This is a genomic window from Siminovitchia fortis (genome assembly GCF_007681465.1).
GTDB classification, from domain to species: domain Bacteria; phylum Bacillota; class Bacilli; order Bacillales; family Bacillaceae_C; genus Siminovitchia; species Siminovitchia fortis.
In genome coordinates this window covers 1-25,938 of the sequence record NZ_VEKZ01000043.1, presented here as the reverse complement: position 1 = coordinate 25,938, position 25,938 = coordinate 1, and the positions used below count along the sequence as shown (strand labels likewise).

General features: G+C 37.9%; 23 protein-coding genes. 20 read left to right on the top strand and 3 right to left on the bottom strand.

The genetic code is table 11. From position 1 onward, the window contains the following. Positions 1 to 10: 10 nt before the first annotated feature. The 4 genes from FS666_RS13455 (at position 11) to FS666_RS13440 (ending at position 6,007) form a co-directional block, all read left to right on the top strand. Positions 11 to 829 carry an ABC transporter permease gene (locus tag FS666_RS13455; protein ID WP_120075629.1) on the top strand — a complete coding sequence of 273 codons (819 nt, stop codon included), beginning with the start codon at positions 11 to 13 and terminating at the stop codon, positions 827 to 829. Positions 830 to 840: 11 nt separating this feature from the next. Continuing rightward, positions 841 to 1,650 carry a teichoic acids export ABC transporter ATP-binding subunit TagH gene (tagH, locus tag FS666_RS13450; protein ID WP_144462532.1) on the top strand — a complete coding sequence of 270 codons (810 nt, stop codon included), beginning with the start codon at positions 841 to 843 and terminating at the stop codon, positions 1,648 to 1,650. 91 nt (positions 1,651 to 1,741) lie between these two features. Beyond that, a complete protein-coding gene (locus FS666_RS13445; protein WP_144462534.1) occupies positions 1,742 to 3,877 on the top strand; it encodes an Ig-like domain-containing protein in 2,136 nt (711 codons plus the stop codon). 972 nt (positions 3,878 to 4,849) lie between these two features. Then, positions 4,850 to 6,007 (top strand): trypsin-like peptidase domain-containing protein, encoded by a 1,158-nt coding sequence (locus FS666_RS13440; protein WP_144462536.1) that lies wholly within the window; start codon positions 4,850 to 4,852, stop codon positions 6,005 to 6,007. A 260-nt stretch (positions 6,008 to 6,267) separates the two neighbouring features. Here the strand turns inward: FS666_RS13440 and FS666_RS13435 are convergent, their stop codons facing one another. Then, entirely contained in the window at positions 6,268 to 6,975 is a 708-nt protein-coding gene (locus FS666_RS13435) for a GDSL-type esterase/lipase family protein (RefSeq protein WP_186306561.1), read from the bottom strand. 496 nt (positions 6,976 to 7,471) lie between these two features. Then, positions 7,472 to 8,455: a nuclease-related domain-containing protein gene (locus FS666_RS13430; protein ID WP_186306560.1), complete on the bottom strand. Its 984-nt coding sequence runs from the start codon at positions 8,453 to 8,455 to the stop codon at positions 7,472 to 7,474. 206 nt (positions 8,456 to 8,661) lie between these two features. Between FS666_RS13430 and FS666_RS13425 the strand changes: the two genes are divergently transcribed. Together FS666_RS13425 and FS666_RS13420 are read left to right on the top strand one after the other, a co-directional pair. Then, positions 8,662 to 8,928, top strand: a complete 267-nt coding sequence (locus FS666_RS13425; protein WP_144462541.1) for a hypothetical protein — start codon at positions 8,662 to 8,664, stop codon at positions 8,926 to 8,928. Positions 8,929 to 8,948: 20 nt separating this feature from the next. Next, entirely contained in the window at positions 8,949 to 9,338 is a 390-nt protein-coding gene (locus tag FS666_RS13420; RefSeq protein WP_144462543.1) for a hypothetical protein, read from the top strand. Between the two features lie 54 nt (positions 9,339 to 9,392). On the opposite strand, the gene FS666_RS13415 is transcribed toward FS666_RS13420, so the two are convergent. Next, the gene (locus tag FS666_RS13415) at positions 9,393 to 10,175 is read right to left on the bottom strand and encodes an SGNH/GDSL hydrolase family protein (RefSeq protein WP_144462545.1); all 783 of its coding nucleotides are present in this window, start codon (positions 10,173 to 10,175) and stop codon (positions 9,393 to 9,395) included. 188 nt (positions 10,176 to 10,363) lie between these two features. Between FS666_RS13415 and FS666_RS13410 the strand changes: the two genes are divergently transcribed. From FS666_RS13410 to FS666_RS13345, 14 genes are all read left to right on the top strand, one after another. Continuing rightward, a complete protein-coding gene (locus FS666_RS13410) occupies positions 10,364 to 11,110 on the top strand; it encodes a YveK family protein (RefSeq protein ID WP_144462547.1) in 747 nt (248 codons plus the stop codon). A 16-nt stretch (positions 11,111 to 11,126) separates the two neighbouring features. Then, positions 11,127 to 11,804: a CpsD/CapB family tyrosine-protein kinase gene (locus FS666_RS13405; protein ID WP_144462573.1), complete on the top strand. Its 678-nt coding sequence runs from the start codon at positions 11,127 to 11,129 to the stop codon at positions 11,802 to 11,804. A gap of 86 nt (positions 11,805 to 11,890) precedes the next feature. Further along, positions 11,891 to 12,658 carry a tyrosine-protein phosphatase gene (locus FS666_RS13400; protein WP_144462549.1) on the top strand — a complete coding sequence of 256 codons (768 nt, stop codon included), beginning with the start codon at positions 11,891 to 11,893 and terminating at the stop codon, positions 12,656 to 12,658. Between the two features lie 339 nt (positions 12,659 to 12,997). Next, positions 12,998 to 14,818: a polysaccharide biosynthesis protein gene (locus FS666_RS13395; RefSeq protein ID WP_144462551.1), complete on the top strand. Its 1,821-nt coding sequence runs from the start codon at positions 12,998 to 13,000 to the stop codon at positions 14,816 to 14,818. A gap of 18 nt (positions 14,819 to 14,836) precedes the next feature. Beyond that, the gene (gene galU, locus FS666_RS13390; protein ID WP_144462553.1) at positions 14,837 to 15,718 is read left to right on the top strand and encodes a UTP--glucose-1-phosphate uridylyltransferase GalU; all 882 of its coding nucleotides are present in this window, start codon (positions 14,837 to 14,839) and stop codon (positions 15,716 to 15,718) included. 151 nt (positions 15,719 to 15,869) lie between these two features. Beyond that, complete coding sequence (locus FS666_RS13385) at positions 15,870 to 16,505, top strand: sugar transferase (RefSeq protein WP_144462555.1); 636 nt, start codon at positions 15,870 to 15,872, stop codon at positions 16,503 to 16,505. After that, positions 16,502 to 17,398, top strand: coding sequence for an NAD-dependent epimerase/dehydratase family protein (locus FS666_RS13380; protein WP_144462557.1), 897 nt, complete (start codon positions 16,502 to 16,504; stop codon positions 17,396 to 17,398). Before FS666_RS13385 ends, FS666_RS13380 begins: the two co-directional genes overlap by 4 nt. Then, the gene (locus FS666_RS13375) at positions 17,370 to 18,137 is read left to right on the top strand and encodes a glycosyltransferase family 2 protein (RefSeq protein WP_244943914.1); all 768 of its coding nucleotides are present in this window, start codon (positions 17,370 to 17,372) and stop codon (positions 18,135 to 18,137) included. The genes FS666_RS13380 and FS666_RS13375 overlap by 29 nt, the downstream gene beginning before the upstream one ends. Positions 18,138 to 18,192: 55 nt before the next feature. Then, positions 18,193 to 19,365: a glycosyltransferase family 4 protein gene (locus tag FS666_RS13370; RefSeq protein ID WP_144462561.1), complete on the top strand. Its 1,173-nt coding sequence runs from the start codon at positions 18,193 to 18,195 to the stop codon at positions 19,363 to 19,365. Beyond that, complete coding sequence (locus FS666_RS13365; RefSeq protein WP_144462563.1) at positions 19,365 to 20,519, top strand: glycosyltransferase family 4 protein; 1,155 nt, start codon at positions 19,365 to 19,367, stop codon at positions 20,517 to 20,519. The genes FS666_RS13370 and FS666_RS13365 overlap by 1 nt, the downstream gene beginning before the upstream one ends. A gap of 8 nt (positions 20,520 to 20,527) precedes the next feature. Next, on the top strand, positions 20,528 to 21,415 hold the full coding sequence (locus tag FS666_RS13360; protein ID WP_144462565.1) for a glycosyltransferase: 888 nt from the start codon (positions 20,528 to 20,530) through the stop codon (positions 21,413 to 21,415). 1 nt (position 21,416) lies between these two features. Further along, positions 21,417 to 22,694, top strand: a complete 1,278-nt coding sequence (locus FS666_RS13355; RefSeq protein ID WP_144462567.1) for an O-antigen polymerase — start codon at positions 21,417 to 21,419, stop codon at positions 22,692 to 22,694. Between the two features lie 231 nt (positions 22,695 to 22,925). Then, on the top strand, positions 22,926 to 24,347 hold the full coding sequence (locus tag FS666_RS13350) for a lipopolysaccharide biosynthesis protein (RefSeq protein ID WP_144462569.1): 1,422 nt from the start codon (positions 22,926 to 22,928) through the stop codon (positions 24,345 to 24,347). Between the two features lie 63 nt (positions 24,348 to 24,410). Beyond that, entirely contained in the window at positions 24,411 to 25,787 is a 1,377-nt protein-coding gene (locus FS666_RS13345) for a sugar phosphate nucleotidyltransferase (RefSeq protein ID WP_144462571.1), read from the top strand. Positions 25,788 to 25,938: the final 151 nt, after the last annotated feature.

Below are 25,938 nucleotides of genomic sequence, written 5' to 3'. Positions count from 1 at the left end.
CGGGATTTTTGTGAAATCTGCCGTTACCGTTATTAAGGAACTCATTGAAAACTTTTATTTAGTCAGAAGGCTGTCTCTTTATGAACTAAAAAGTAAAAACAAAAATAATTATTTAGGGATGACCTGGGAGTTTTTGAATCCCGTCATCCAAATACTAATCTATTGGTTTGTGTTTGGAAGCATCCGCCAGCGGGCTGATATAGAAGTAGTGCCGGGATATGAGGTTCCTTTTATCTATTGGCTTCTCGGCGGATTCATCTTATGGACATTTTTTTACCAGTCAACCATCCAGGGATCAAAATCCATTTATACAAGACTGCGGATGTTATCGAGAATGAATTTTCCGATGAGCGTCATTCCCGCCATCGCGATTTTTTCACAGTTTTATACACACGTTATCCTGCTGGGAGTCGCGTTTGTGATTTTCCAGCTGGGAGGCTTTTATGTAAGTGTGTATTTTCTCCAAGTGATTTATTTTATTTTTGCATCCTTTTGCTTAGTCTTTGCTATTTCTCTGATTACATCAACTTTGTCCACGATCATCAGGGATGTTCATATGTTTTTAAATGCGACGCTGCGAATGCTGCTCTATCTATCGCCGGTCCTTTGGCAATTTTCCATTTTGGAGGAGCCATTGCCGACGATTCTGAAATTGAATCCGTTGTATTATTTGATCGAAGGCTATCGTTCTGCGTTGTTTGGAACAGAGTGGTACTTCCTTGAGCACTGGCAATATACCCTTTATTTTTGGGGTATTGTTATGGTGTTGTTATTATTCGGAGCAAAAATCCATGTGAAATTCCGCAGGCATTTCATTGACTATTTATAGGTGTGATACATATGGAGAAAGCGATTATCGCGAAAAACATCACAAAAAAATATAAGCTTTACAGCAACAATAAGGAGCGTATTTTGGATCTCCTTTTTCCAAAAAGCTATGGGGAGGACTTCTATGCGTTGGCAGACGTGAGCTTTGAAGCGGAAAAAGGCGATTCTGTAGGCTTTATCGGCATGAACGGATCAGGAAAATCGACTTTGGCTAACATTATTGCCGGCATTGTTCCGGAAACATCTGGAAGCGTAGAGGTGAACGGACAGGCGTCTTTGATTGCTGTGGCCGCTGGATTAAACGCCGATTTAACTGGCAGGGATAATATCGAACTGAAGCTGCTCATGCTTGGTTTTTCAAAACAGGAAATTGTTGGCCTGGAGCCGGAAATCATTGATTTTTCAGAGCTTGGGAAGTTCATCGATCAGCCGGTCAAATCCTATTCCAGCGGAATGCGGTCCCGCCTCGGATTTGCCATTTCAGTCAACGTCAATCCGGATATTTTGATCATCGACGAAGCCCTTTCTGTCGGAGACAAAGCATTTGCCGAAAAAAGCCTGGACAAAATGAAGGAATTCAAACGGGAAGGGAAAACCATGATTTTTGTCAGCCATTCCTTAGGGCAGATGAAAAGATTTTGCGATAAAATTTTGTGGCTCGAATATGGAATGGTGAGGGATTACGGATCTGTTGAAGACGTCCTTCCAAAGTATGAGAAGTTCTTGGATGAGTTTAAGAAGCTGTCGGGAAAAGAGAAAGAGGCATATAAGGAGAAGGGGATGGAGAGGCAGCTGGAAATGTTGAAGCAACCGGTTTCGTAAGAAATACTTTTAAATTATATGTCCCATCAACCAATATATAGATTATAATCCTCTTAGACAGCCATTATTTTCTAACAGAAAGGTCAAGAGGATGAGACATATAAAAAGAGCCCTTATTTGTATACTGATTATATTATTGAGCGCGCCCGCTTCGGCGTTTGCGGAGACTGAGATAGAGGTAGATTCAAATCCGAGTATGCAGGGGGAACCGGCTGCTAATGTTTTAAATCAGTCCGCTAAGAACTATATGCTGATCAGCAATGAATCGGTGAACCCCAATAGCAGGCAATCTACAGGAACTCCCGTCATTAATAACGAAAAATATCGTTTGGAGAAAAATGTAAGGCCCGAAGCCTTTCGGATGGATGTAAACCTTCCGTTCGATGCCGAAAAATTCGAAGACCGGAAGCTGCATGGAAGGTCTTTGATGTATAAATCCCTTATTAAAGTAGGGGAAACGCGGAATTTTAATGTTTTTGATTTTGACAAATTCATAGAATATAAGATTCAGGCCCGGCTTCTTTATACAGGAAAGAAAGTGAATGTATGGGGTTATGATAAAAATTTTACAAAAGAACATGCGAAGAAGTTAGGCAATGAATTTGATGAAAAAATTTACCCGGCAGTCACTGAGAATTTTGGGCCCGAGTCGGATGTGGACGGCGACGGTAAAATAGATATTCTTTGTTACGATATAAAGGACGGATTCAAATACAGCGGAGGATACATAGCCGGCTATTTTTATGCGAGAGATTTGTATGATGCACCAGGCTCGAACCGGTCGGAAGTTTTTTATATCGACACCTATCCGACAATGGGCCTGGGTTCCAAAAAAGATGTTACGGGCGCATATAGCACTTTGGCCCACGAATTTCAGCATATGGTGAACTTTAACCAAAATGTCTTGGTTGAAGGCGGCAAGGAGATGGATCCGTGGCTTGATGAAGGTCTGTCAATGGCAGCCGAGCAAATTTATACGGGCAGCGTATTAAAAGACAGGATTGATTATTATAACTCTTCCTATTCTGTCACAAACGGCCATTCCCTTTTATATTGGGATGATGATGGGGACGTGCTTGCCAACTATTCCCTATCTTATCTTTTTATGCAGTATGTAAAGGCACAGTCGAAACAGGGCGATGCGATTTTCAAAGAAATCATCAGGGATAAAAGCAATAACTACAAGGCTGTTGAAAAAGCTGCGAAGAAATACATTGATCCCAAACTTACATTCGGGACATTGATGACCAATTTCCGGGGAGCCCTTCTTTTAAAAGAAAAAAGCGGAAAGTACGGATTTAACAGCGAACCAGGCTTCAACACGATAAGGCCTCGGATTTACAAAGGATCCAGCGCCAATTTAAGGGGCGGGGGCGCGGTGGTCAAAGAAGCAACGGGCAAAGAAACAATACCAACTTCTAAAGGAAAGAATATTAAATACACATTTTTTGGGCCCGGCGAGCCAAGGGACCACACGGCACCGGCTAGACCAGTTGTACAAAAAGTGAGTGACCGGGATACGGTTGTAAAAGGCACCGCCGAGGCAGGAGCCGCGGTATATGTAAAAGCGGGTACTGCAAGTTTGGGAAAGGCCGTTTCTGACAGCAAAAAGTCATTTTCGGTTGCGATTAAAAAACAAAAAGCGGGAACCAAGCTACAAGTATACGCCGTTGACAAAGCCGGAAACAAAAGTGATGCTGTTGCTGTGACAGTGATTGACAAGACGCCGCCGGCCATGCCGACCGTTTCCAAGGTCAGCAATCGGGACTTGAAAGTGAGCGGGAAAGCGGAGGCAGGCTCCAAAATTACGGTTACAGCCGGCGGGAAGGTCATTGGTTCAGGAATGGCCGATAAAGCTGGCAAATATGCAGTGAACCTGAAAGCACGGCGAAAAGCCGGTACAGCACTGTATGTGAAAGCTGCCGACAAAGCCGGCAATGTCAGCAAAGAGCGCAAAGTCATTGTAGTGGATAAAATCCCTCCCAAAGTACCCGAAGTGAACAAAGTGACAAATAAAACAACAGCAGTTAAGGGAAAAACAGAGAAGGGAGCCACTGTCTCCGTTAAAAGTGGGAAAAAGGTGCTTGGTACGGCCAAGGCTAATGACAAAGGCAGTTTCACTGTGAAAGTAAAAAAACAAAGAGTTGGTACGTTATTGGAAATATACGCAAAAGACCAAGCAGGAAACACGAGTAAGGCTGCAAAAGTTACAGTTAAAAAAACTTAACATGGAAGAAGGTTGTCCTTTTTAAACAGGACGGCCTTTTTTATATTGTTTGAGGGGGCAATGATGATCTGGGAGTGGGGGGATATGATCCGAAAAAGCGGAGATATGATCGGGAGGTGCAGGGAAATGATCCGATGTGAGCGGGATATGATCCAGGAATGGCGAATATGATCCAAGGAGTGTGGGATATGCTCCGAAAAAGCGGAGATATGATCCGGTGTGAGCAGTATATGATCGGGAAGTTCGGTTTATAATCCGATGTAAGCAGGATATGATCCAAGGAGCGCGGAATATGCTCCGGGAATGGAGAATATGCTTCTTTTTCAAGAACGGATGAATAGGTTTTAGAAAAATGTTCTTTCCGCATCCTTTGGAACTGCCGGGACACTTAGGATATGATCTGGAACCCTTTGAAATGATCGGAAACCTCTCGGATATGATCCGAAACGCTAGGGATATGATCTGAAAACGACGATAAATGATCCCGGGAAAACATAATATGATCCGACTTCTAAGTATTATGATCCGCTGAACCTTACCCTTTATATAGGTGGAGAGATTCATCCTGGTCAAAAAATATGCTCTAGGTACGATCCGATCCGCGTCAGATATGATCGGAAACCCAGTAATATGATCGGAGCCCCAAGAAATATGATCTATCTTACGCATCATATAATCGGATCTGCACCATAAATGGTCCGAATCCAGGTAATATGATCCAACTCCAGGTAATATGATCCGTCCCCCGGGAATATGATCCAAAAACTTTAGAATATAATCCGGTTTACCTCCACTTTTACGGACAGCAAGGAAAAACTCTCAAGAAGTAATGGAAAAAATAGAGTCATTAACAGAAGGAGTGAGCGCAGGAAAATGAAGAGCCAGTGCTTTTTTATATATTAAATCCCCTTCCTCCTATAGTATAATGAACAAAAATAGATAATTTTTCCCAGAAAGAAAGAGGTGGGGATATTGTACTGTCCAAATTGCGGCGCTGAAAAACAAAAAAGGGGTCAATATTGCAGGGAATGCGGAAAGCCGATGGGGTCACGCTCTACAATCATCATTTCTCTGATGGCGTTGCTGATTGCACTGGCCGGAACGGGGCTGGGCATCTTCTTCTTTTTAAATAAAAAAGAAGAGCCAGTAAAAGTCATAAAGGCGGAGCGCGAGCCTGACCCTGTAGTGAAAGTCATCGAGGAAGAGAAAGAAAAAGAACCGGAACCAGAACCGGAAAAGAAAGAGGAAGTAAAAGCACCCGAACCTCCAAAAACGAAAAGCAAGACAGATATTATAAAAGAGGCTCAAAATAAAGTTTTTACTATTTTCACAGATACGAGCCAAGGGTCTGGGTTTTTATTTACTAATAAAGGGGATGTCGTGACGAACGCTCACGTGGTTGCAGGATTCACAGATGTGTTGGTGAAAAGCAGCGATGGAACGGAATACCAGGGCCAGGTCATCGGTATTTCGGATGTCGTTGATATTGCACTTATACGAGTTGATCCGTTGTCCGGAAAAGAGCCGCTTCCAGTTGAAATGGCGCAAACCGCTGTAGGCACAGAAGTCATTGCGCTCGGCAGCCCACGAGGGTTGGAAAATACGGCAACAGTCGGATATTTGACCGGGGTCGACCGTGACATCTTGGGAGAATTCAATTATGAAAAAGTGTATCAGATTGATGCACAGATTTCTCCGGGAAGCAGCGGCGGGCCGCTGTTGGATGCAACGACAGGAAACGTGATCGGCATCAACTCGGCCGTGTTGATTGCGGATCAATCCATAGGATTTTCAATACCCATGTTCAGTGTACATAGCCAATTCACCCAATGGTCCCAGAATCCAATGAGTGCGGAAGAGGTCAGCAGCCTGTTCGGATTTTATGAGGAATATTACGATTATTGGGAGTGGGAAGACTCAGATTGGGAATACAATGAAGATGACTATTATGACTGGGAAAGTGATGACGGGTCTGAAAACCAGGATGGGAACGATTCCTATGAAGAGGAACCCGAGTCTGAGGAGTACGAAGAGGAATCTAAAGAAGATCCATCCTTAAAGCAAAATAATAATGATGAGGAAGGTGGATTATACAAAGAAAATACAGATGAAGAAGCGAATGCGGAGTAATTACATCAGCAAGGCCCAAATTGATTGGGTCTTGCTGCTTTTTTGTTTTCGAATTGGGGAGGGAGACTTAAGTATGCTCCGGGATGTGAGGGATATGATCCGGGCCATACTAGATGTGATCCACAATTAAGTAAATATAATTCAAGAAATCTGAGATATAATCGAATGAAAAATATGATCCCTGATAAAGCAGATATGATCCGGAGATGCGGATCTATGATCCAACCTATTAAAAAAGGTTCAGCTCGGCTGAACCTCACCTAATCTACATATTTTTTTATGGTCTCTCTCCACAAAATGTAACCTTTTCCCGTCAAATGGATCCCGTCAATCGTATACTCCTCCGGAAGCTGATCGTTCTTTGCAAAATTGGAGTAGAGATCTATATATTGAACCCCGGCATCATCCGCCAATGAACGCAGCTCGTTGTTCAATTTCTTGATTTTATCATTCGTTAAGATCCTGCCATACTTCTTGTTATTGACAGGAAGTAAACTTTGGATAAATATTTCAGTATTTGGTGAGCCCGATTGAACTCTGTTGATGATTTTAGAGTAATTTTGAATCGTTGCAGAAACACTTTGGCTCTTCAAATCGTTCACACCAATAAGAAGAAAAATTTTTTCTGGCTGGGCCGTTATTACCCCATCGAGCCGGTCAAGAACCCCTGCGGTAGTGTCACTGCCAATCCCCCGGTTGATTACAGTTTTTCCCGGAAAAAGCTCACTCCATTCCGTTCTGAAGGTAAGGCTGTCTCCCAAAAATACAATGGATCCCGGCGGTATCGGGAGTTCGTTAAACAAACTAGTTCTCTCGTAGTAATGAAAGCCAGTTCTCTTGACCATATTCGACTTCTTTGCCCCAGCGTCAACTTTATCGAGCTTGACGAAAGTGAACCCGATTATAAATATAAATAGCAAGTTAAATCCGATAGAAATAAAAAGAATGCGCTTAATTTTTCTGTTCATGATGCACCTCATAATAATTGTTGTTACAAGAGTATCATAAAAAGGCATAAAATTTTACACGAATTACAAATTTGTTACATAAATTTCAAGAAGTGTAATATGAAGGGTCTGAGAAATGCTGCACATGATCCGAGGCGGAGTAGATATAATCCAATGTGATCGGCATATGATCCAGGAGCGGAGAATATGATCCGAAATGGGGCAGATATGATTGGGGCGTGCGGGATATGAGCCGAAATAGCGCAGATATGATCGGGGCGTTCACGAAATAATCCAAAGTAATCGGGATATAATCCAGGAGCGGAGAGTATGATCCGAAATAGGGGAGATATGAACGGGGAGAGCGAGATATGATCCAAAAAAGCGCGGATATGATCGGGGCGTTCACGAAATAATCCAAAGTAATCGGGATATAATCCAGGGAGCTGAAAATATGATCCGCGATAAAGAAGCTATGAGCGGGATCATCCGAGGTAGGGTTCAGCTAAGCTGAACCCTACAACCAACGCCTTAAATGCTCAGGAGACAGGTAGTAAACCCTGTTTTTATTTTTTCCTGAAAAAGGAAGTTTCAGAGATGCGAGAAGTTTCGAGGCAACCGATCGGGAGGGGAGCTTGACAAACTGCCGAAACTGTCGGTTTGTAATCGAAGCACCAAACAAATAATAGTAGTCCAAAAGTGCAGGAATGTGTGCTTTGCTATCTTTGTACCCGCAATTTGCACAAATCCACGAGCCCCTACACCTGGCCATAGAAAGGGATTGACAGTTCAGGCAGTGGACGCCTGGTAAAATATCCTCTTTTTTAATATTAAATTCACTTAAATTATCCGGGCATGAGGGGGTATGCAATTTTAGCAAGAGGTTGGTAATCTTCTGCATCTCGCCATTTGTTAAAATAACTTCAGTATGCATTTTTGAAAAACTATCGGTTTTTTGCCGTAAGGCAGAGGGGCGAATCACTTTAGGTGCTGCAATCTCTCTGTAGGCGGGATCGAATTTTACGATAGACGAAGAGTTTGTCATTACGACAAACGAGGTGCTGGGAAGCTTGATATTAAGGTGTTTGTCTATTAGATTCTGTAAATGAAAAAGTTGATTTTCCGCCTGGATAATCGGATTTTCATAGGAATAAGTCCGATCTCGGCAACGATGTTCAATCTGATGTTCATCGATGATGACCAAATCCGAGTAATTTTTCGCTTCGTAATTGATAGAGTACCGGTTCGAAAGCAGAAAGGCATCAATTTGGAAAAATGAATTTTGGGAAAGGGGCAGCCGCAGATCTTGAAAAATGAAGTGGTTATCGCGGGGCAGCTGGTTCAGGTAAAAATCCAGAGTACGTTCACCTTGGTATCCGGAGGACCGAATGGCAAGTTCTTCTTGTATAGGGCGCACGGATGAGTGGTTCTTGAAAATTCTTCGTAAACAAGCTTCTAGGGCCGGAATTTTTGGGGGAATTGTTCTTCGTTTCTTTATCAAGATATCACCTCTTTTTTTAAGTTCAGTTTTAGCATTCTATGGAGAAGGCTAAAAGTCCTTCTTGTTTTGAGAAAATTGTCTGAAAAAGTTGAAATATGGTCTGGAAAGGTAAAAATATGGTCCTATTTGAACCTGGAATGCGGAGCGGTTCGGCTTGCCGAACCCAACCTTTTACATTATGATGATGCGAGCACAAGGCAGGGGTTATGATCCGAAGCATGGCTTATATGGTCCAAAAGGTGGTAAAAATAATCCGGCTTTTGAATCTTATGATCCTGGAGAAGCATGAAATAATCTGGGTCCGGGAATATGATCCGGAACCCAATGCATATGATCCGAATCAGGGCCAATATGGTCCGAAAAGTGTGCATATAATCCGGCTTTTGAATCTTATGATCCTGGAGAAGCAAGATATGATCCGGGCCCGGGTATATGATCCAGGTGCCGCTGTATATGATCCGGATTCTCAATAAAATGATCCGGGTCCGGGAATATGGTCCGGAACATCAAGAATATGATCCAGGGCCGAACGTATATGATCCGGATTCTCAATAAAATGATCCGGGTCCGGGTATATGATCCAAAACATCAAGAATATGATCCAAGACCGAACGTATATGGTCCGGAACATCAAGAATATGATCCAGGACCGAATGTATATGATCCGAAGCAGGACCAATATGGTCCCAAAAGTTTAAATATAATCCAGTTTTTGAATCTTATGATCCTGGAGAAGCACAATATGACCCGGGCCCGGGTATATGATCCAAAACATCAAGAAAATGATCCGGTGCTGAACGTATATGATCCGTTTCATCATGGATATGATCCTGGTTCGCTCTTATATACTCCGGATCATCAGAAATATGATCCGATTCATTAAGGATATGATCGAGAGCCGCTGAAAAAAAGGCCCAGCCTCCGGCTGAACCTCCCCTTAATCCGCTATAAAATAATCTCTCAAATATTCGAACCACACTTCGTGTCCCTTTTTGTTAGGAGCACTCTGCTTATCCTTCAAATAGGTACGGAGCTCTTCATTCTCCTGATCAGGCCATGCAGACCAATGATCCAAGTAGTCGAGGCCTTCCGCATTGGCAAAGTCCTTCAATTGTCCAACTTGGTCAGGATAGAATGTTGCACCATGAATTGGGTGCGGCGGCTGCAGCACAACAACAGCGCCTTTTACAGCGGATATAAATGTTTTGATATTTTCATGGTTGTCTTCCACTTCGACATTTCCATTATCATTCAGCGTAAAAGGCTCAAACAATACAAAATCCGGTTTGAATTCGGCCACTGCTTCAGCGTGCCCGCTGTTGATGAATTCATCTGATCTCTCGGCATATTCAAATATGCCGACTTCAATGGCATCACCATATGTTTTGCTCAATGCATCCTGCAGCATAACGGACCATCCGCCATCTTCCTTGCCGACGGATTCGGAGCCGACGAAAGCAATTTTATAAGGATGGCCTTCCTCTACGGCTTTTTTAAAATCATTCTGGGCCTCCTCTGGCCAGTTCGCTGCAGCGGCTAAAACATCGTTTGAATCCGCTTTTATTGGTTTCTCTGTTTTTTCCTTCACATTAGCTGTCTCTTTTTTCTCAATCGTAGGGGCCGGAGTAGAAGCACTTGTTTTTTCTTTCCAATAAAAATGAGCAGCACCTAGAAAGAGGAAAGTTGCCAAAACAACTAATAATGTAACAAATTTGCGCATATAAATCCCCCTGCTTTACGTAAATATAACGTTAAAAACTTGTAAAATATGTAAAATATCTAACTGTTCTACGAAAAACGTCTGGCTTTTTTCTATTATACGACATATAATCTTATTTAGCGGTTTATTTTTACAAAAAATCTATGATAAACATGCCACAAATTTAAAGGTTTGTCTAGGAGGATAACATGGAAGAAACAATCAGCCTCAGAGAGCTTATGGAGACCATCCGGAAGCGTCTCAATTTAATCGTGCTCATAACTATGGCTGCTGTCCTGGTCAGCGGGATTGTCAGTTATTTCATTATGACGCCAATCTACCAATCTTCGACTCAACTGTTGGTGAATCAGGCGAAAAGCGACCAACCGATGGTCAATCCAGGGGAAATTCAAACGAACCTGCAGCTGATTAATACATATAACGTCATTATTAAGAGCCCTGCCATCTTGGATCAGGTCAATGAAGACCTGGATTTAGGTATGACAGTAGAAGAATTGAATGAAAAAATCACAGTTCAAAGTGAAAAAGACTCACAGGTTGTCAATGTGACAGTGCAGGACCCTGATCCTAATAAAGCGGCTGAGATCGCAAATCATGTAGCAACTGTTTTTCAAAAAGAAATTGTAGACATCATGAACGTCGATAATGTCAGCATCCTTGCAAAAGCGGAAGCGGGAGAAAATCCGTCACCGGTAAAACCAAAGCCGCTTCTTAACATCGCCATTGCCTTCGTTGTGGGGCTTATGGCAGGGGTCGGAATCGCCTTCTTATTGGAATATCTTGACAATACAGTGAAAACAGAGCAGGACGTAGAAAAATTATTGGAACTGCCTGTTCTTGGTGCCATTGCCACTTTTGAAGAGCAGGATATGCAAAAAATGTCTCGGACAGAAAGAAGTCCAAAGCTGAGGAGTGAGACAGTTGGTTCGAAGTAGTAAAAGTAAAAAGGCTATGCAATCCACAAGGCGAAAGCTGATTACAAAGCTGAATCCAAAATCCCCGATCTCGGAGCAATACCGGACGATAAGGACCAATATTGAATTTTCATCCATAGATGAAGAGATTCGCAGCATCTTGGTCACATCTTCAGGGCCGGGTGAAGGAAAGTCGACTACAACGGCCAACTTGGCAGTTGTATTCGCCCAGCAGGGAAAGCGTGTGCTGCTTATAGATGCCGACCTTCGAAAACCGACAGTGCATTACACATTTGGCATTACCAATACATTCGGTCTAACAAATGTTTTGACCCGGCAAATGGAATTGAAGGATGCCATCAAAACGACGAATGAAGAGTTGCTGCATGTATTGCCTTCCGGGCCGATTCCGCCAAATCCGGCCGAATTATTAAGCTCAAGGGGCATGAAGGAGTTTTTCGAAGAAGCGAAAGACGCATATGACATGATTATTTTCGACACGCCTCCAGTTTTAGCGGTAACAGACGCTCAGATTTTGTCGAATCAATGTGACGGGACTGTCCTGGTCATCTCCAGCGGCAGAACAGAAATAGAAGCGGCAGCGAAAACAAAAGAACTGCTGGAGGCCGCCAATGGCAAGATTCTGGGGGTTGTTTTGAATAATAAAAAGATGAGCAAAAACAACAATTATTATTATTACTATGGGGCAAACTGACCACTCGACAAGTTTCGCTATTTACTAATACTATAATTCCAGTAAAATGGTAATATATCAATGTTCACACAAAGGGGAGAGCCGCATTGATAGATATACATTGTCATATATTGCCAGGTATTGATGACGGCGCTGCTGATTTTACCGAGAGCCTGCTCATGGCCCAAAAAGCTCAAGAAGAGGGCATCAAGAAAATCATTGCAACGCCGCATCATCAAAATGGAAAATATAACAACTTCAAAGAGGACATTATTCAAAAGACAAGTGAATTGAATGATTACCTCAAAAGTGAGCAGATCAATGTCGAAATCCTGCCCGGCCAGGAAACTCGCATTTACGGGGAGATGGTCGAGCACTTCGACCAGGGCGAGATTTTAACGTTGGCCAATGTCTCCTCCTATGTATTTGTCGAACTGCCATCCGGTCATGTACCGCGCTATACGGAACAGCTTTTGTTCGATCTGCAGATGAAGGGTCTCACACCTGTCATCGTGCATCCGGAAAGGAATTCCGAACTGATCGAGCAGCCGGACAAGCTATATAAGCTAGTGAAGAACGGGGCAGCAACCCAAGTGACAGCTGCGAGTTTTGTCGGTTATTTCGGAAAAAAGATCCAAAAATTCACCGCTGATTTAATCGAAGCGAACCTAACCCATTTTGTGGCATCAGACGCACACAATACGACTAATCGAACGTTTAAGATGGAAGAAGCATTAGAGACAGTTAAACGGCAATATGGAACTGATCTCTTATTTATGTTTCTGGATAATGCAGAAGCGATTGCGGAAGGAAAAGATATCTTTAGGGAAATCCCTGAACGGGTGAAAAAGAAGAAACTTTTCGGCTTCTTTTAATTCGCTAAAGATTGGAATTTTTCGGTTATGCCTCCTTACCGTTATCAATGGAGACACTCGGCCATGCCGTGGGTGGGACAGAAATCCTAGCCTTAGACGCCAGTCGTCAATGGTGTGGTGTGAGGATGGGTTAGATGCCCATATTTTACTTTATTAAAAGGTTAATGGAATTAAATGTCTAATGAAAGTGCATAATTTTGTGCGTTTTCATTAGACATTTATTTTGTAAGTTTCTTAAGACTAATCTTATAATCTTAATTAAGAAAAAAACATGTGAAATATTGAGCAAGTAATTTGTTTTCATTCTCTTAAAATCTTAAAGAAAAGAAGGGATTCTTGTTGACCTATCAAAAGCGTGTACCGCTGTTGATGCTGCTAGATTCCGTCATCGTTTTATTTTCAATCTATGTCGGTTACTTCATTCTGCATCCGTATTCGAGTTTTTACAGTTCTAAGTTATTATTTGTTAGCTCGCTTATCCTGCTGATCAGCCATCATATTTTTGCTTTCCGTTACCGTTTGTACCATAAGGCATGGGAATATGCGAGTGTAGGAGAATTAGTCACGATTACCAAGGCAGTCACTTTCTCAATCGTAACAGCGGCAGTTGCCCAATTAGTTGGAGCCGGCAATATACATATCCGCGTTCTTTTTCTAACTTGGATGTTACATATGCTTTTAATTGGCGGATCGCGCTTTTCCTGGAGAATGTACCGGGACCGTTACATAAAACCGAGAAATGAGAAAAAAAGGACGCTAATTGTCGGTGCAGGTGCGGGAGGAACGACAGTTGCCAGGCAATTATTGCATAACAACGATGTGGAGTTGAACCCGGTCGCATTTGTAGACGATGACCCAAGAAAATACATGTTGGAAATGTATGGAATCAAGGTATGCGGCACAGTCACAGACATACCAAGGATCGTAAAGGAAAAAAGAATCAAAAACATCATCATTGCCATCCCTTCGCTCTCTAAAAAAGAGGTACGCCGCATCTATGAGATTTGCGCAAAGACAGAAGTGGAAATAAAAATCATGCCGTTATTGGAAGATGTCATGACAGGCAAAATTGAAGTTAGTGCGCTCCGTAATGTGGAGGTAGAAGATTTGCTTGGTCGCGAACCCGTGGAGTTGGACATCAGCAGCATTTCGGAATCCATTACAGGAGAGACAGTGCTTGTTACAGGGGCGGGCGGATCCATTGGCTCGGAAATATGCCGGCAAATTTGCAAATTCACTCCGAAAGAGATCATCCTTCTTGGCCATGGGGAATACAGCATTTATAACATTGATATGGAACTTCGCCAGGAGTACGGTGATCATATCGGTATCTTTCCGGTTATCGCGGATGTGCAGGACCATGAAAAGATCATGGAGGTCATGGGACAATACAGACCGAGTGTAGTATATCATGCGGCAGCGCATAAGCATGTCCCGCTTATGGAAGCCAATCCAAGAGAAGCTGTTAAAAACAATGTCTTTGGAACGAAAAATGTCGCGGAAGCAGCAGATGCTTTTGCTGTAGACACTTTTGTCCTTGTCTCTACGGATAAGGCCGTCAATCCCCCAAATGTAATGGGAGCAACAAAGCGAATAGCTGAGATGATTGTTCAAAACATGGCCAAGCAAAGTGCGACGAAGTTTGTTGCAGTTCGTTTTGGAAATGTGCTTGGCAGCCGTGGAAGTGTTATTCCGCTGTTTAAAAAGCAGATTGCAGCTGGAGGACCGGTCACGGTTACCCATCCGGATATGACGCGCTATTTCATGACAATCCCGGAAGCATCCAGACTAGTTATCCAAGCTGGAACACTTGCCCGAGGTGGGGAAGTCTTTGTACTAGATATGGGGGAGCCGGTGAAAATATCGGATTTGGCGAAAAACCTCATTACCCTCTCTGGTTTCACAGAAGAAGAAATTGGAATCAAATATACCGGAATCAGGCCAGGAGAAAAAATGTATGAGGAACTTTTAAATGAAAATGAAGTTCAAAAGGAGCAGGTTTTCCCGAAGATTCATATTGGGAAGGCGGAGCCGCTTGACGCTTCAGAATTATACAATTTCATCGACACGTTGAAGCAAGCGCCTTTAGATCAGGTGAAAGAAATGATTGTGGAAGTGGCAAACAGAAAACCAGAACGAGTCGTACAGCTCGCTAAATAAGAATTGGAGGTCTTCTCATTGAAGAAAGTAAAAAAGGCGATCATCCCGGCGGCGGGATTGGGAACGAGATTCTTGCCGGCAACAAAGGCGATGCCAAAAGAAATGCTTCCAATTGTAGATAAACCAACGATTCAATACATAGTAGAAGAAGCAATTGCATCCGGTATCGAAGACATCATCATTGTGACCGGAAAAGGAAAGCGAGCGATTGAAGACCATTTTGATCATAACTTTGAGCTGGAAGATAATCTAGTTAAAAAAGAGAAATACGAATTATTAGAGAAGGTAAAGGACTCATCCAATGTTGACATTCACTACATCCGTCAAAAAGATCCAAAAGGTCTCGGTCATGCAGTTTGGTGTGCAAGAAAATTTATTGGTAATGAACCTTTTGCAGTCCTTTTAGGAGATGACATTGTACAAGCTGAGACGCCTGGCCTAAAACAATTGATCAATCAATATGAAGAAACACAATGCTCTGTAGTGGGCGTGCAGCAAGTCGCGGATAACGAAACGGATCGTTACGGAATCGTCGACCCGATTGAAAAAATGGGCCGCCGCTACCAAGTCAAACAGTTTGTGGAAAAGCCGAAAATGGGGACAGCCCCTTCCAACTTGGCAATCATGGGTAGGTACGTATTGACCCCGGAAATATTCACATTCTTAGACAAACAGGAAATAGGTGCTGGCGGTGAAATCCAGTTAACGGATGCGATCCAGCAGTTGAATCAAATCCAAAATGTATTTGCTTATGATTTTGAGGGTAGAAGATATGATGTAGGCGAAAAATTGGGCTTCATTACAACGACAATAGAAATGGCGCTGCAACATGATGATTTAAGAGAAGAACTGCTTGCTTATCTCAAGGTAATCATGGCTAAAGAAAAACTTGTGAAATAAATTACAAGTCCTCTGTTCATATAGTAAACCTTACCGATATGAGCGGAGGTATTTTATTATATGATTTGGTAAATTAGTAGTTGAGTGGAAGCAACATGAATATCCTATCAAGTACTAAATTACTAACACCAACATTAAGGAGTATAACGGTATGTATTTGAAAATAAAGAGATTGATAGATATCATTCTTTCTTTTATTGGTTTAATCATTTTATCACCGATTTTTTTGCTATTGATCATTGCAATAAAACTAGATTCAAAAGGGCCAATATTGTTCAAACAAAAACGAGTTGGTATACATAAGACTCACTTCAATATATTAAAGTTCAGAACGATGAGAATTGATACACCAAAGGACACGCCGACACACCTTTTGGAAAAACCTGATCAATATATAACCAAGGTGGGGAAATTCCTAAGAAAAACGTCGCTGGATGAACTTCCGCAAATTTGGAATATTTTTGTCGGGGAAATGAGTATCATTGGTCCCCGTCCTGCATTGTGGAATCAATATGATTTAATTGAAGAACGGGATAAGTATGAAGCAAATGATATTCCGCCCGGTCTTACGGGATGGGCACAAATTAAAGGCAGAGATGAATTACCTATTGAAATAAAAGCAAAACTGGATGGCGAATACGTTGAAAAAATGGGAGTTTGGATGGACATCAAGTGCTTTTTCGGAACAATTGTGAGTGTTGTTAAAAGTGACGGGGTCGTTGAAGGTGGAACCGGAGTAATGGATAAGGAAAAAGCAGCCTATAATAAGGAGACCGCATCACGGTGAAGAAGGTATTAATCACAGGGAAGAATAGTTATGTAGGTAATAGTTTGGGTAAATGGCTGCAGCAATATCCCGAGAAATATCAAGTTGACTATATTAGTCTGAGAGATCAATCCTGGGATAAAAAAAGCTTTTTATCCTATGATGTCATCGTCCACGTTGCTGGGATTGCTCACGTTTCCACAGATCCCAAAATGGAAGAAAAATATTATAAAGTGAACCGTGATTTAACGATAGAGGTAGCTGAAAAAGCCAAGACCGAAGGTGTAAAGCAATTCATATTTTTAAGCAGTATCATTGTGTATGGTGAAAACATAGATAATGACGGAATGATCGATAAGAATACAAAACCAAATCCCAGCAACTTTTACGGAAAAAGTAAGTTGGAAGCAGAAAAAGGGATAGAATCTCTCAATGACTCAACACTTAAAGTAGCCATTCTCAGACCGCCCATGATATATGGAAAAGAATCTAAAGGGAATTACCCTAAATTGGCAAAAGCAGCAAAGGTTCTACCTATATTCCCGGATTTTGAAAATCAACGAAGTATGTTACATATTGATAATCTTTGTGAATTCATTAAGCTACTTATAGATAATGAAGAAAAGGGTTTGTATTTTCCGCAAAATGACGAATATGTCAAAACAAGTGAGATGGTTAAAATAATTGCTGAGATGCATGGTAAAAAAGTTAAGCTGGTGAAATTTTTTAATCCTCTGCTTTATATGTTGAGGAACAGAGTTGGGATTGTCAATAAGGTGTTTGGTAATTTATTTTATGATCGGAATATGAGCTTCTATAAAGAAAAGTATCAAATCAAAGATTTCAGGGAGACAATCCGCATAACAGAAATGGAGAATGGAAGTAGTGACATTACAGTTAAAAAAAACGAATGATTTAGTATCAATTATAATGCCTGCGTACAATAGCGGTGAGTTTATTGGTTTGGCTATTGAGTCAGTTATAGGTCAGACATACCCGAATTGGGAACTTTTGGTGATAGATGATTGTTCTACTGACAATACTGAAGAGATAGTGAGAAGATATATTTCACAAGACTCTCGGGTTAGATATCATAAATTAGATGAAAATTCTGGTGCTGCTGTTGCAAGAAATAAAGCTATTGATCTTGCTAAAGGTAAATATATAGCATTTCTGGATAGTGATGATATTTGGTTTCCTGAAAAATTATTTAAGCAGATTAATTTTATGGAAAAAAACGGGTATAACTTTACTTGTACTAGCTACACAAAAATTGATGAACAAGGAAATTACTTAAATAAAACAATTAAATCAAACAAAAGGTCTGACTATAATTCGATTTTAAAGACTTGTCCAGGAAATTCCACCGTTATTTATAATGCCGGAGTACTAGGGAAGTTTAAGATTCCCAATATCAAAAAAAGAAATGATTATGTGATGTGGCTCCAGATAATAAAAAAAGAAAGATACCTTTTTGGAATTGAGGAACCACTTGGCAGCCATCGGATTCGAGGTAATGCAATATCTAGTAATAAATTTAGCCTAGTAGGATACCATTGGAGGGTGTACCGAAAGATTGAAGGATTATCCCTCATTAAATCAAGTTACTTAGTGATTTATTGGGTACTGGTTACTATATTAAAATTAAGATGAACTAACCTTTGCTTTATATTGTTTTAGGTGAATAAAGGATGAAAAGGAAAAAATTATGAAAAAAGTATTTATAGCAACTAAGTCAAGAGGTTTTTTATACAATTTGTTTAGGAGTAAGATTAATAACATTAATTTTATATATAATAGTGAAGTGTTTTATGAAACCAATTCAAGGATGAAATTATTCCTTTCTAAAATATTAAAGTCAAAACTCTTAGACCATTTTGGACTAATAAAAAGGGTTAGAGTCCGGGATGTTAATGCTGATATTTTGTTTAGTTATAATAAGTTTTTAAAATCAAATAAGAAATATGTGATATATTTGGAAAACCCTTTGGCTCTTGTGCATTATTCAACCGGAAGGAATAAAACATTTTTAGGTAAGGTTAAGTTAAGAAGGTTTTTGATGGATCCAAATCTAAAAACAATTATTTGTTTGTCGAAAGCGTGCTATGAGACATTACCGTTATTTTATAAAATTCCAGGAAGAATAAGTGTTGAACAAGTTTATCCCTTGGTAGAAAATAATTATTTAACATCTGAGAAAAATATTAAATTAAAATGTTATAAGAAGGACATTCAGTGCTTATATATTTCTTCGAATTTCAATCTTAAAGGCGGAAAAGATATCTTAACTTGTTTTAAACAATTGGAAAGAGATGGAGTAAATAATATTAAACTAAAGGTTATAACCCAAGTGAAAACTTTAGATGATGGGTTAAAGAAGGAAATAATGCAAAACAGAAACATAGAAATATCCGACTTTAATTATGATAATGATCAGTTAAAGGAAATTTACAATGCATCTTGCATTTTGCTAAATCCTACAAGACAAGATAGTTTTTCTTTAGTAGTACTTGAAGCGATGAAATCAGGAAACGCAATAATTTCATCTGATCTATATGCAATACCTGAAATGGTACAGGATGGTATCAATGGTTATCTAACCAGCCCCAAATTTAGATTTTTTAATTATGATAATTTACCTAACGAATATGTATGGAACAATAGAGAGAAAACTATCTATTCTGATTATATAGATGACAGTATGGTGGATTTTTTATATGAAAAATTAATTTACTTAAATAATAATAGAGGTGAATTAGAAAGGCTCACCAAAAATTCCTACTTAAAGTCAAATACTGGTGAGTTTAATAATGTCTATATTAAAGACAAATGGGAACAAATATTTTATGATGCTATAACGGATAAAACTGGGGGAATTTAATGCTTAAAGTTATGTTAATTGACCCATGGGGTAGTGATGAAAATTCATACTTTACAGGGTTAGTTAAATCCTTATCAAACTATACAGATTTAACGGTTTTTGGTACAAATCAATATACAATGGGAAGTGCAAACTTCAAATTGTTCCCAACGTTTTATAAAAACAATAAAGGCGGGAAACTAATCAAGTTAATAAAAGGTTTAAAGTATATTTTAGCTTATTTTAGGATTATCAAAGAACTTAAAACTAATCACTATGATGTAGTTCATATTCAGTGGTTGCTACTTTATAAAGTCGACAAGTTATTTTTAAAAATAATAAAGAAGCATTGTAATAGAGTTGTGTACACTGCTCATAATGTGATTCCACATGTAAATGGATCAAATTATATCAATGATTTGAGAAGAATTTATAGCCAAGTGGATTTGATATTATTGCATGGTGTTGGAATCAAGGAAGAATTTATTTCTTTTTTCAACGAGTTTGAACATAAGGTGAAAATTCAAAGGCATGGAAGATATTTAAACCAAATCACTGAATATGATCTTAAGAAGGTTGATGAAACCATAATTAAAAAGGTAAATGGATACGATAAAGTGTTTCTTTTTGCTGGTATTATGTTTTATAACAAGGGAGTTGATAGCCTAATAAATATTTGGTTAGATCATTTCTCTAATAGTAACAACCTATTAATTGTAGCAGGAAAAAAACAGCCTGGATATAAAGAGCTAGATGACCTAGAGGCGAAGATTCAAGAATGTAATAATATAATCTATTTAAACTCTTACATAGAAAGCGATTTATTTAGCTATCTCTTCAAGAGGTCTGACATCGTTGTGCTGCCATACCGTCACGCGAGTATGAGTGGGGTAGTGTTTACGGCTGCAGAGTTTAAAAAGCCATTATTATGTACAAATATCGGGGCTTTAACGGAGTATGTTATTGAAAATGAGAATAGCTTTTTAGTTGAGTCGGATGCAAATCAAATTTATAAAAAAATCAAATATATTTCTGAAGAAGTATCGAGAGATGAACTTGTTAAAATGGGTAACAAACTGCACCATCATATTACGACTAACTACTCGTGGGATAATATAGTTAAAAAGCTAATTTGTGAATGTTATAAAGAAAACTCAGATATAGATAAATATTAGGAGGGGCTATGTCGACTTGTTGCATAATATTAAACTATAATGACAGTGAGACAACCTTAACTTTATTAAGGCAGATTAAAAATCATCGTGATTTGGATTATATAGTTATAGTTGATAACTTATCAACAGATAATTCCTATGAAGTCATTAAAAAATTTAAATCCAATAGAATACATGTGCTATTAGCCGAATATAATGGTGGGTATGGCTATGGAAACAACTTAGGTATCAGATATTCTTATGAACAATTAAATGCAGATTACATTTTGATAGCAAACCCAGATGTGGCCTTTTCTAATGAATGTGTTATTGAATTGAGGAAAATTCTACAAGAGGACAAAAAATGTGCAATTTCTGCAGCGGTACCATTAAAGCCTAACGGAAGAAGACAAAAAGTCATTGCTTGGAAATTACCTAAGTTAAAAGAAGAGATAATAAGTGCTAGTATGATTTTAAGCAGGTTAGCTGGTTTAGAAATAAGGTATGATTATAAGGAATTTTCAAACAAGAAAAAAGCGTATGTTGATGTTGTACAAGGGTCGATGTTAATGTTAGATGCTAAAATAATGATTAAATACGGTATGTATGACGAAGAGTTTTTTTTATATTATGAGGAGCAAGTCTTAGCACAAAAAATGAAAAAGCACAATTTTAAGAGTGTATTGCTATTAAATCAGAGTTACATTCACAATCACTCTGTATCAATAACAAAAAGTTACAAATCAATTGTTAAGCGAAGGAAGTTGTTGTTAGACAGTAAATTATTATATTTAAAAAAATATCATAATTTACACGGCATCAAATTAAGTTTAACAAAAATCTTTTTTTTCTTAACACTTGGAGAAACTTGGCTTATTTCTATAATAAATAATTTTCGCAGAAAAAAGGACATTTAATATGATCTTTATATATATTTTATTGAATATTATTATATATTTTTTCAGTAAAAGTCTCTTTAATAAGAGAATAAATCCGATTAGTATATACAGCATTATTTGGGTAATTATGCTTGTTGGTTATGAATTAAAGTTAGTCTATTATTATGATTTAACACTTACTACATGGTTCGTTATAATAACATTTCAATTATCATATACTATTGGTTGCATATTAGGACAAACAAGGTCAGATTTTTATAAGAGAAACTATAAACAAGGATATCCTATTAAATCCGATTCTAAGAAAATTAAAGAAAAGCTAAGAAGGATAATATTAACTTTATCATTAATATCAGCTGTAGGAATAATTCCTAATTTATTAATTTTAATCGGGAATTATGGAACCAATATTTTAGAATTAACTAATCAAATTTATCATGACAGGTTAACGAATAACAGGAATTTTGAGTTAATCCCATACATAGGAACTCTAATTCATATTGCTGTTATTTTATCAGGTATTTACATAAATAGATATGGATTAAGGTTATTTCTGTTCGTCCCTATAACGTTGCTAATTCTAAATGTGTTGCCAAGTGGTGGACGGTTAGATATAATTTTGGGTTTACTTTATATTCTTCTGCCATCATTAATGAGCAATAAACCCAAAACCTCTAAAACCAAAATTACACCGAAACAAAAGTTGGGGGTAGTTACTTTAATATCTATTATTTTGATGGTTTTTATTAAGCTGACAAATAATAGAAGCTCATGGGTTACTCCCGATGCTTTTATGAGTCCATTAATGGTGAAGTTAGTAGGTATAAATCCGGCGTTTTATAAAATATACACTTATTTTACTATACCACCTGGGGTTTTGAATGCTTACTTATTGGAACCAACCTATAATTTTGGAATAAACACCATGGGGCCACTTATTAACTTATTTAATAAACTTGGTGCAAATTTAGAATACCAGAGGTATCAAGAGGCATATTATATCCCTATATACACAAATGTTGGATCTTATATACGAGAGTTGATTCAGGACTTTACCTATTTAGGAGGAATATCTGTCGTTTTAATTTTCGGATTTTTATTTAGTAAGTTTTATTATAGAGTTAGGATAAAAGGTACATTTACCTATGAAATATTACTTTGTATTTTTGGAGTTGTAATCGTAATGTCTTTTTTTATGTGGCAATATCGAGAAACTATATTTTGGATAAACACATTTTTGGGTATTCTTATCGGACTTTATTTTGACAGATTGGTAAACAAAGAGAACCAATCGTAATGAGCAGTCACAATTCGAATCCCTAATACACGAAAAGGGGATAGCCTCATAACAATAAATAGACATTTTCATAGGAATACAATGGCTCGATAGTTTTCGCTATTGATTAATTTTTCTTAAGTGGTAGCAGTACGAATTTAGATAAAAGATTCTGTGAAAAATTCACAACTCAGCTTAACATGTGTCAAGTTAAGAATTTACCATTAAATCCGAATAGTTGAGGTTTTCAGCTTGAATAGGTACGCTATTAAGTTTATTAAAAATTTTTCTTATACACTTACATCAAATTTTGTATCATTATTAATTTCAATGTTAGTCATATTAATTGTCCCAAAACTAGTAGGGATAAAAGAATATGGGTATTGGCAAGTATATTTATTCTATTCATCTTATGTAGGATTTTTACATTTTGGTTGGAATGATGGAATTTATTTAAGGTACGGAGGAAAAAAGTATTCAGCACTAGATAAGAATTTATTTTTCTCTCAATTTTATATGTTACTTATTTTCCAAGCCATATTAGCATTTTTTATGATAGTTTTGTCAATACTATTCACCACGGATATAAATAAAAAATTTATCTTTCAAATGATTGCATTTGGGATGATAATAGTAAATGTAAGATTCATGTTAATTTACATTTTACAAGGCACAAATAGAATCAAAGAGTTTGCCCAGATCATCATGTTGGATAGAATTATATACTGCTTTCTAATAGTATTAGTTCTTTTAATCGATATTAAAAATTATAAATGGCTAATATTGGCTGATTTGGTCGGGAAATTTATTTCCTTAATATTTGGTATGTATTGTTGTAAGGATATGGTTTTTAGAAATATTAAGGGTTATTATTTTAGTTATAGAGAAACTATGGCAAATATAAATGTAGGTATGAAATTAATGTTTGCAAATATAGCAAGCATGATGAATATCGGAATTGTAAGGTTTGGTATAGAACGTTCGTGGAGTGTTTCAACTTTTGGGAAAGTATCACTTACGTTAAGTGTAGCAAACCTTATGATGTTGTTTATTAATGCATTGGGAGTCATTCTGTTTCCAGTATTAAGGAGAGCTAACAAAGATAGATTGCCATATATATATATAACAATAAGAGACCCTTTAATGGTAGTGCTTTTAGGCACACTATTATTGTATTATCCTTTAAAAACTATGTTAGTGAAATGGTTACCCCAGTATTCTGATAGCCTAATCTATATGGCACTTTTGTTTCCAATGTGTATTTTTGAGGGAAAACTTGCTCTTCTAATTAATACTTATTTGAAAGCCTTAAGAAAAGAAAAATTAATGTTAAATATAAATTTACTTAGCCTTATTTTTGCTCTTTTCTTAACATTACTTACTTGTATCGTATTAAAAAATTTAGACTTAGCTGTAGTCTCTATTGTTGTAATAGTTGTATTCAAATGTATTATATCAGAAATCTATTTGTCAAAAGTATTAAATATTTCTATACATAAAGATTTAATATGTGAAATATTAATGACATTAATATTTATATTAACAGGATGGTTTATCAATTCTTGGTTTACTGTTTTATTATACGCAGTGGCCTATTTATTGTATTTATTTATAAAAAGAAATAATATTATCACTTCTGCTAAAAACATACAAACACTTATGAGAGCTAAGTGATAAATGTTCTTTATAATAGTTTAATGCTATAATGATTGATTTTATACAATTGGAGGAGTAATAATGGAGTTGATTTTATTATCCGGTGGATCAGGTAAACGTCTTTGGCCATTATCAAATGATTCCAGGTCCAAGCAGTTTTTAAAAGTTCTAAACAGCAATAATTATCTTGAGTCAATGGTTCAAAGAGTTTGGGGTCAATTGGAGGAATTGCAGTTGACCAAGTCAACTGTAATAGCCACTAGTAAATCACAAGTAGACATTATTCATAATCAATTAGGAAATGATGTTCCATTAATTATTGAGCCCGAGCGACGTGATACATTTCCGGCCATTGCATTGGCTGCTTCTTATCTTTATTCCGTAAAAGGTGTTAATCAAAACGAAGTAGTTACAGTTCTTCCGGTAGATCCTTATGTGGATATAAGTTTTTTTAAGAAAATAAAAAAGTTAGAGGAAGCATTAAATACCTCGAATGCTAATCTTGCATTAATGGGTGTGAGTCCTACATACCCATCGGAAAATTACGGCTATATAGTTCCAAAATATAACCAAAAACACAATTTTATTGTGGTTGATTATTTTAAAGAAAAACCATCTAATGAAGAAGCAAGGAAGTTAATAAAACAAAATGCTTTTTGGAATTGCGGCGTTTTTGCCTTTAAGTTGGAATATATAATGTCCTTATTAACAAACAAAGGTTTACCAATTCAATATAAAGAATTAGTAAAGAATTATCATACTTTAGAGAAAGTAAGTTTCGACTATGCGGTGGTAGAAAAAGAAAAAAATATAGTTGTATTTCCATTTAGAGGGGATTGGAAAGATCTTGGCACCTGGGAAACTTTAACAGAAGAAATGGGTACCAATAAGATAGGAAAAGGAATTATAAGTGATAGTTCTACTAATACTCATTTGGTAAATGAGTTAGATATCCCGGTAACTGTATTGGGTATCAAAGATGCAGTTGTAGTAGCAAGTCCCGATGGAATTCTAGTAGCTGATAAAGCCGAAAGTCCAAAAATAAAAGAGATACAAAAGGGATTTGACCAGCGTCCAATGTATGAGGAACGACGTTGGGGCTGGTATAAAGTTCTTGATCATACAATATTTGAAGAAGGAAATGAAGTCCTAACGAAAAAAATTGTTGTTAAAGCCGGACATAACATAAGCTATCAGAAACATTATGCTCGAAGCGAGGTATGGACAATTATAAGAGGTGAAGGGGAATTTGCTTTTAATGGAAAAATTAAATCTGTGAAGCCTGGTGACGTTCTAGTTATTCCTGTTGAATCAGAACACGGAATAAAGGCAAATACTGATTTGGAGTTTATTGAAGTGCAAACGGGATCTCAACTAATTGAAGAAGATATTGTACGGATTTTTATGACATGGGAAGAAGTAGAGGATTATATTAACTCTATTATAAGTTTTAATTAATGGCTAATATTAGACAAATAAGAGGCTTTCTGCTAAAAAAAGGGTTACCTAATCCCAAGATAACATTATGTAGGATTTTTAATAATACCCCTTAATCCGTGACTAAATTTATCTAAAAACCATCCGAAAGCTAGTGAAATCAAGTATAATA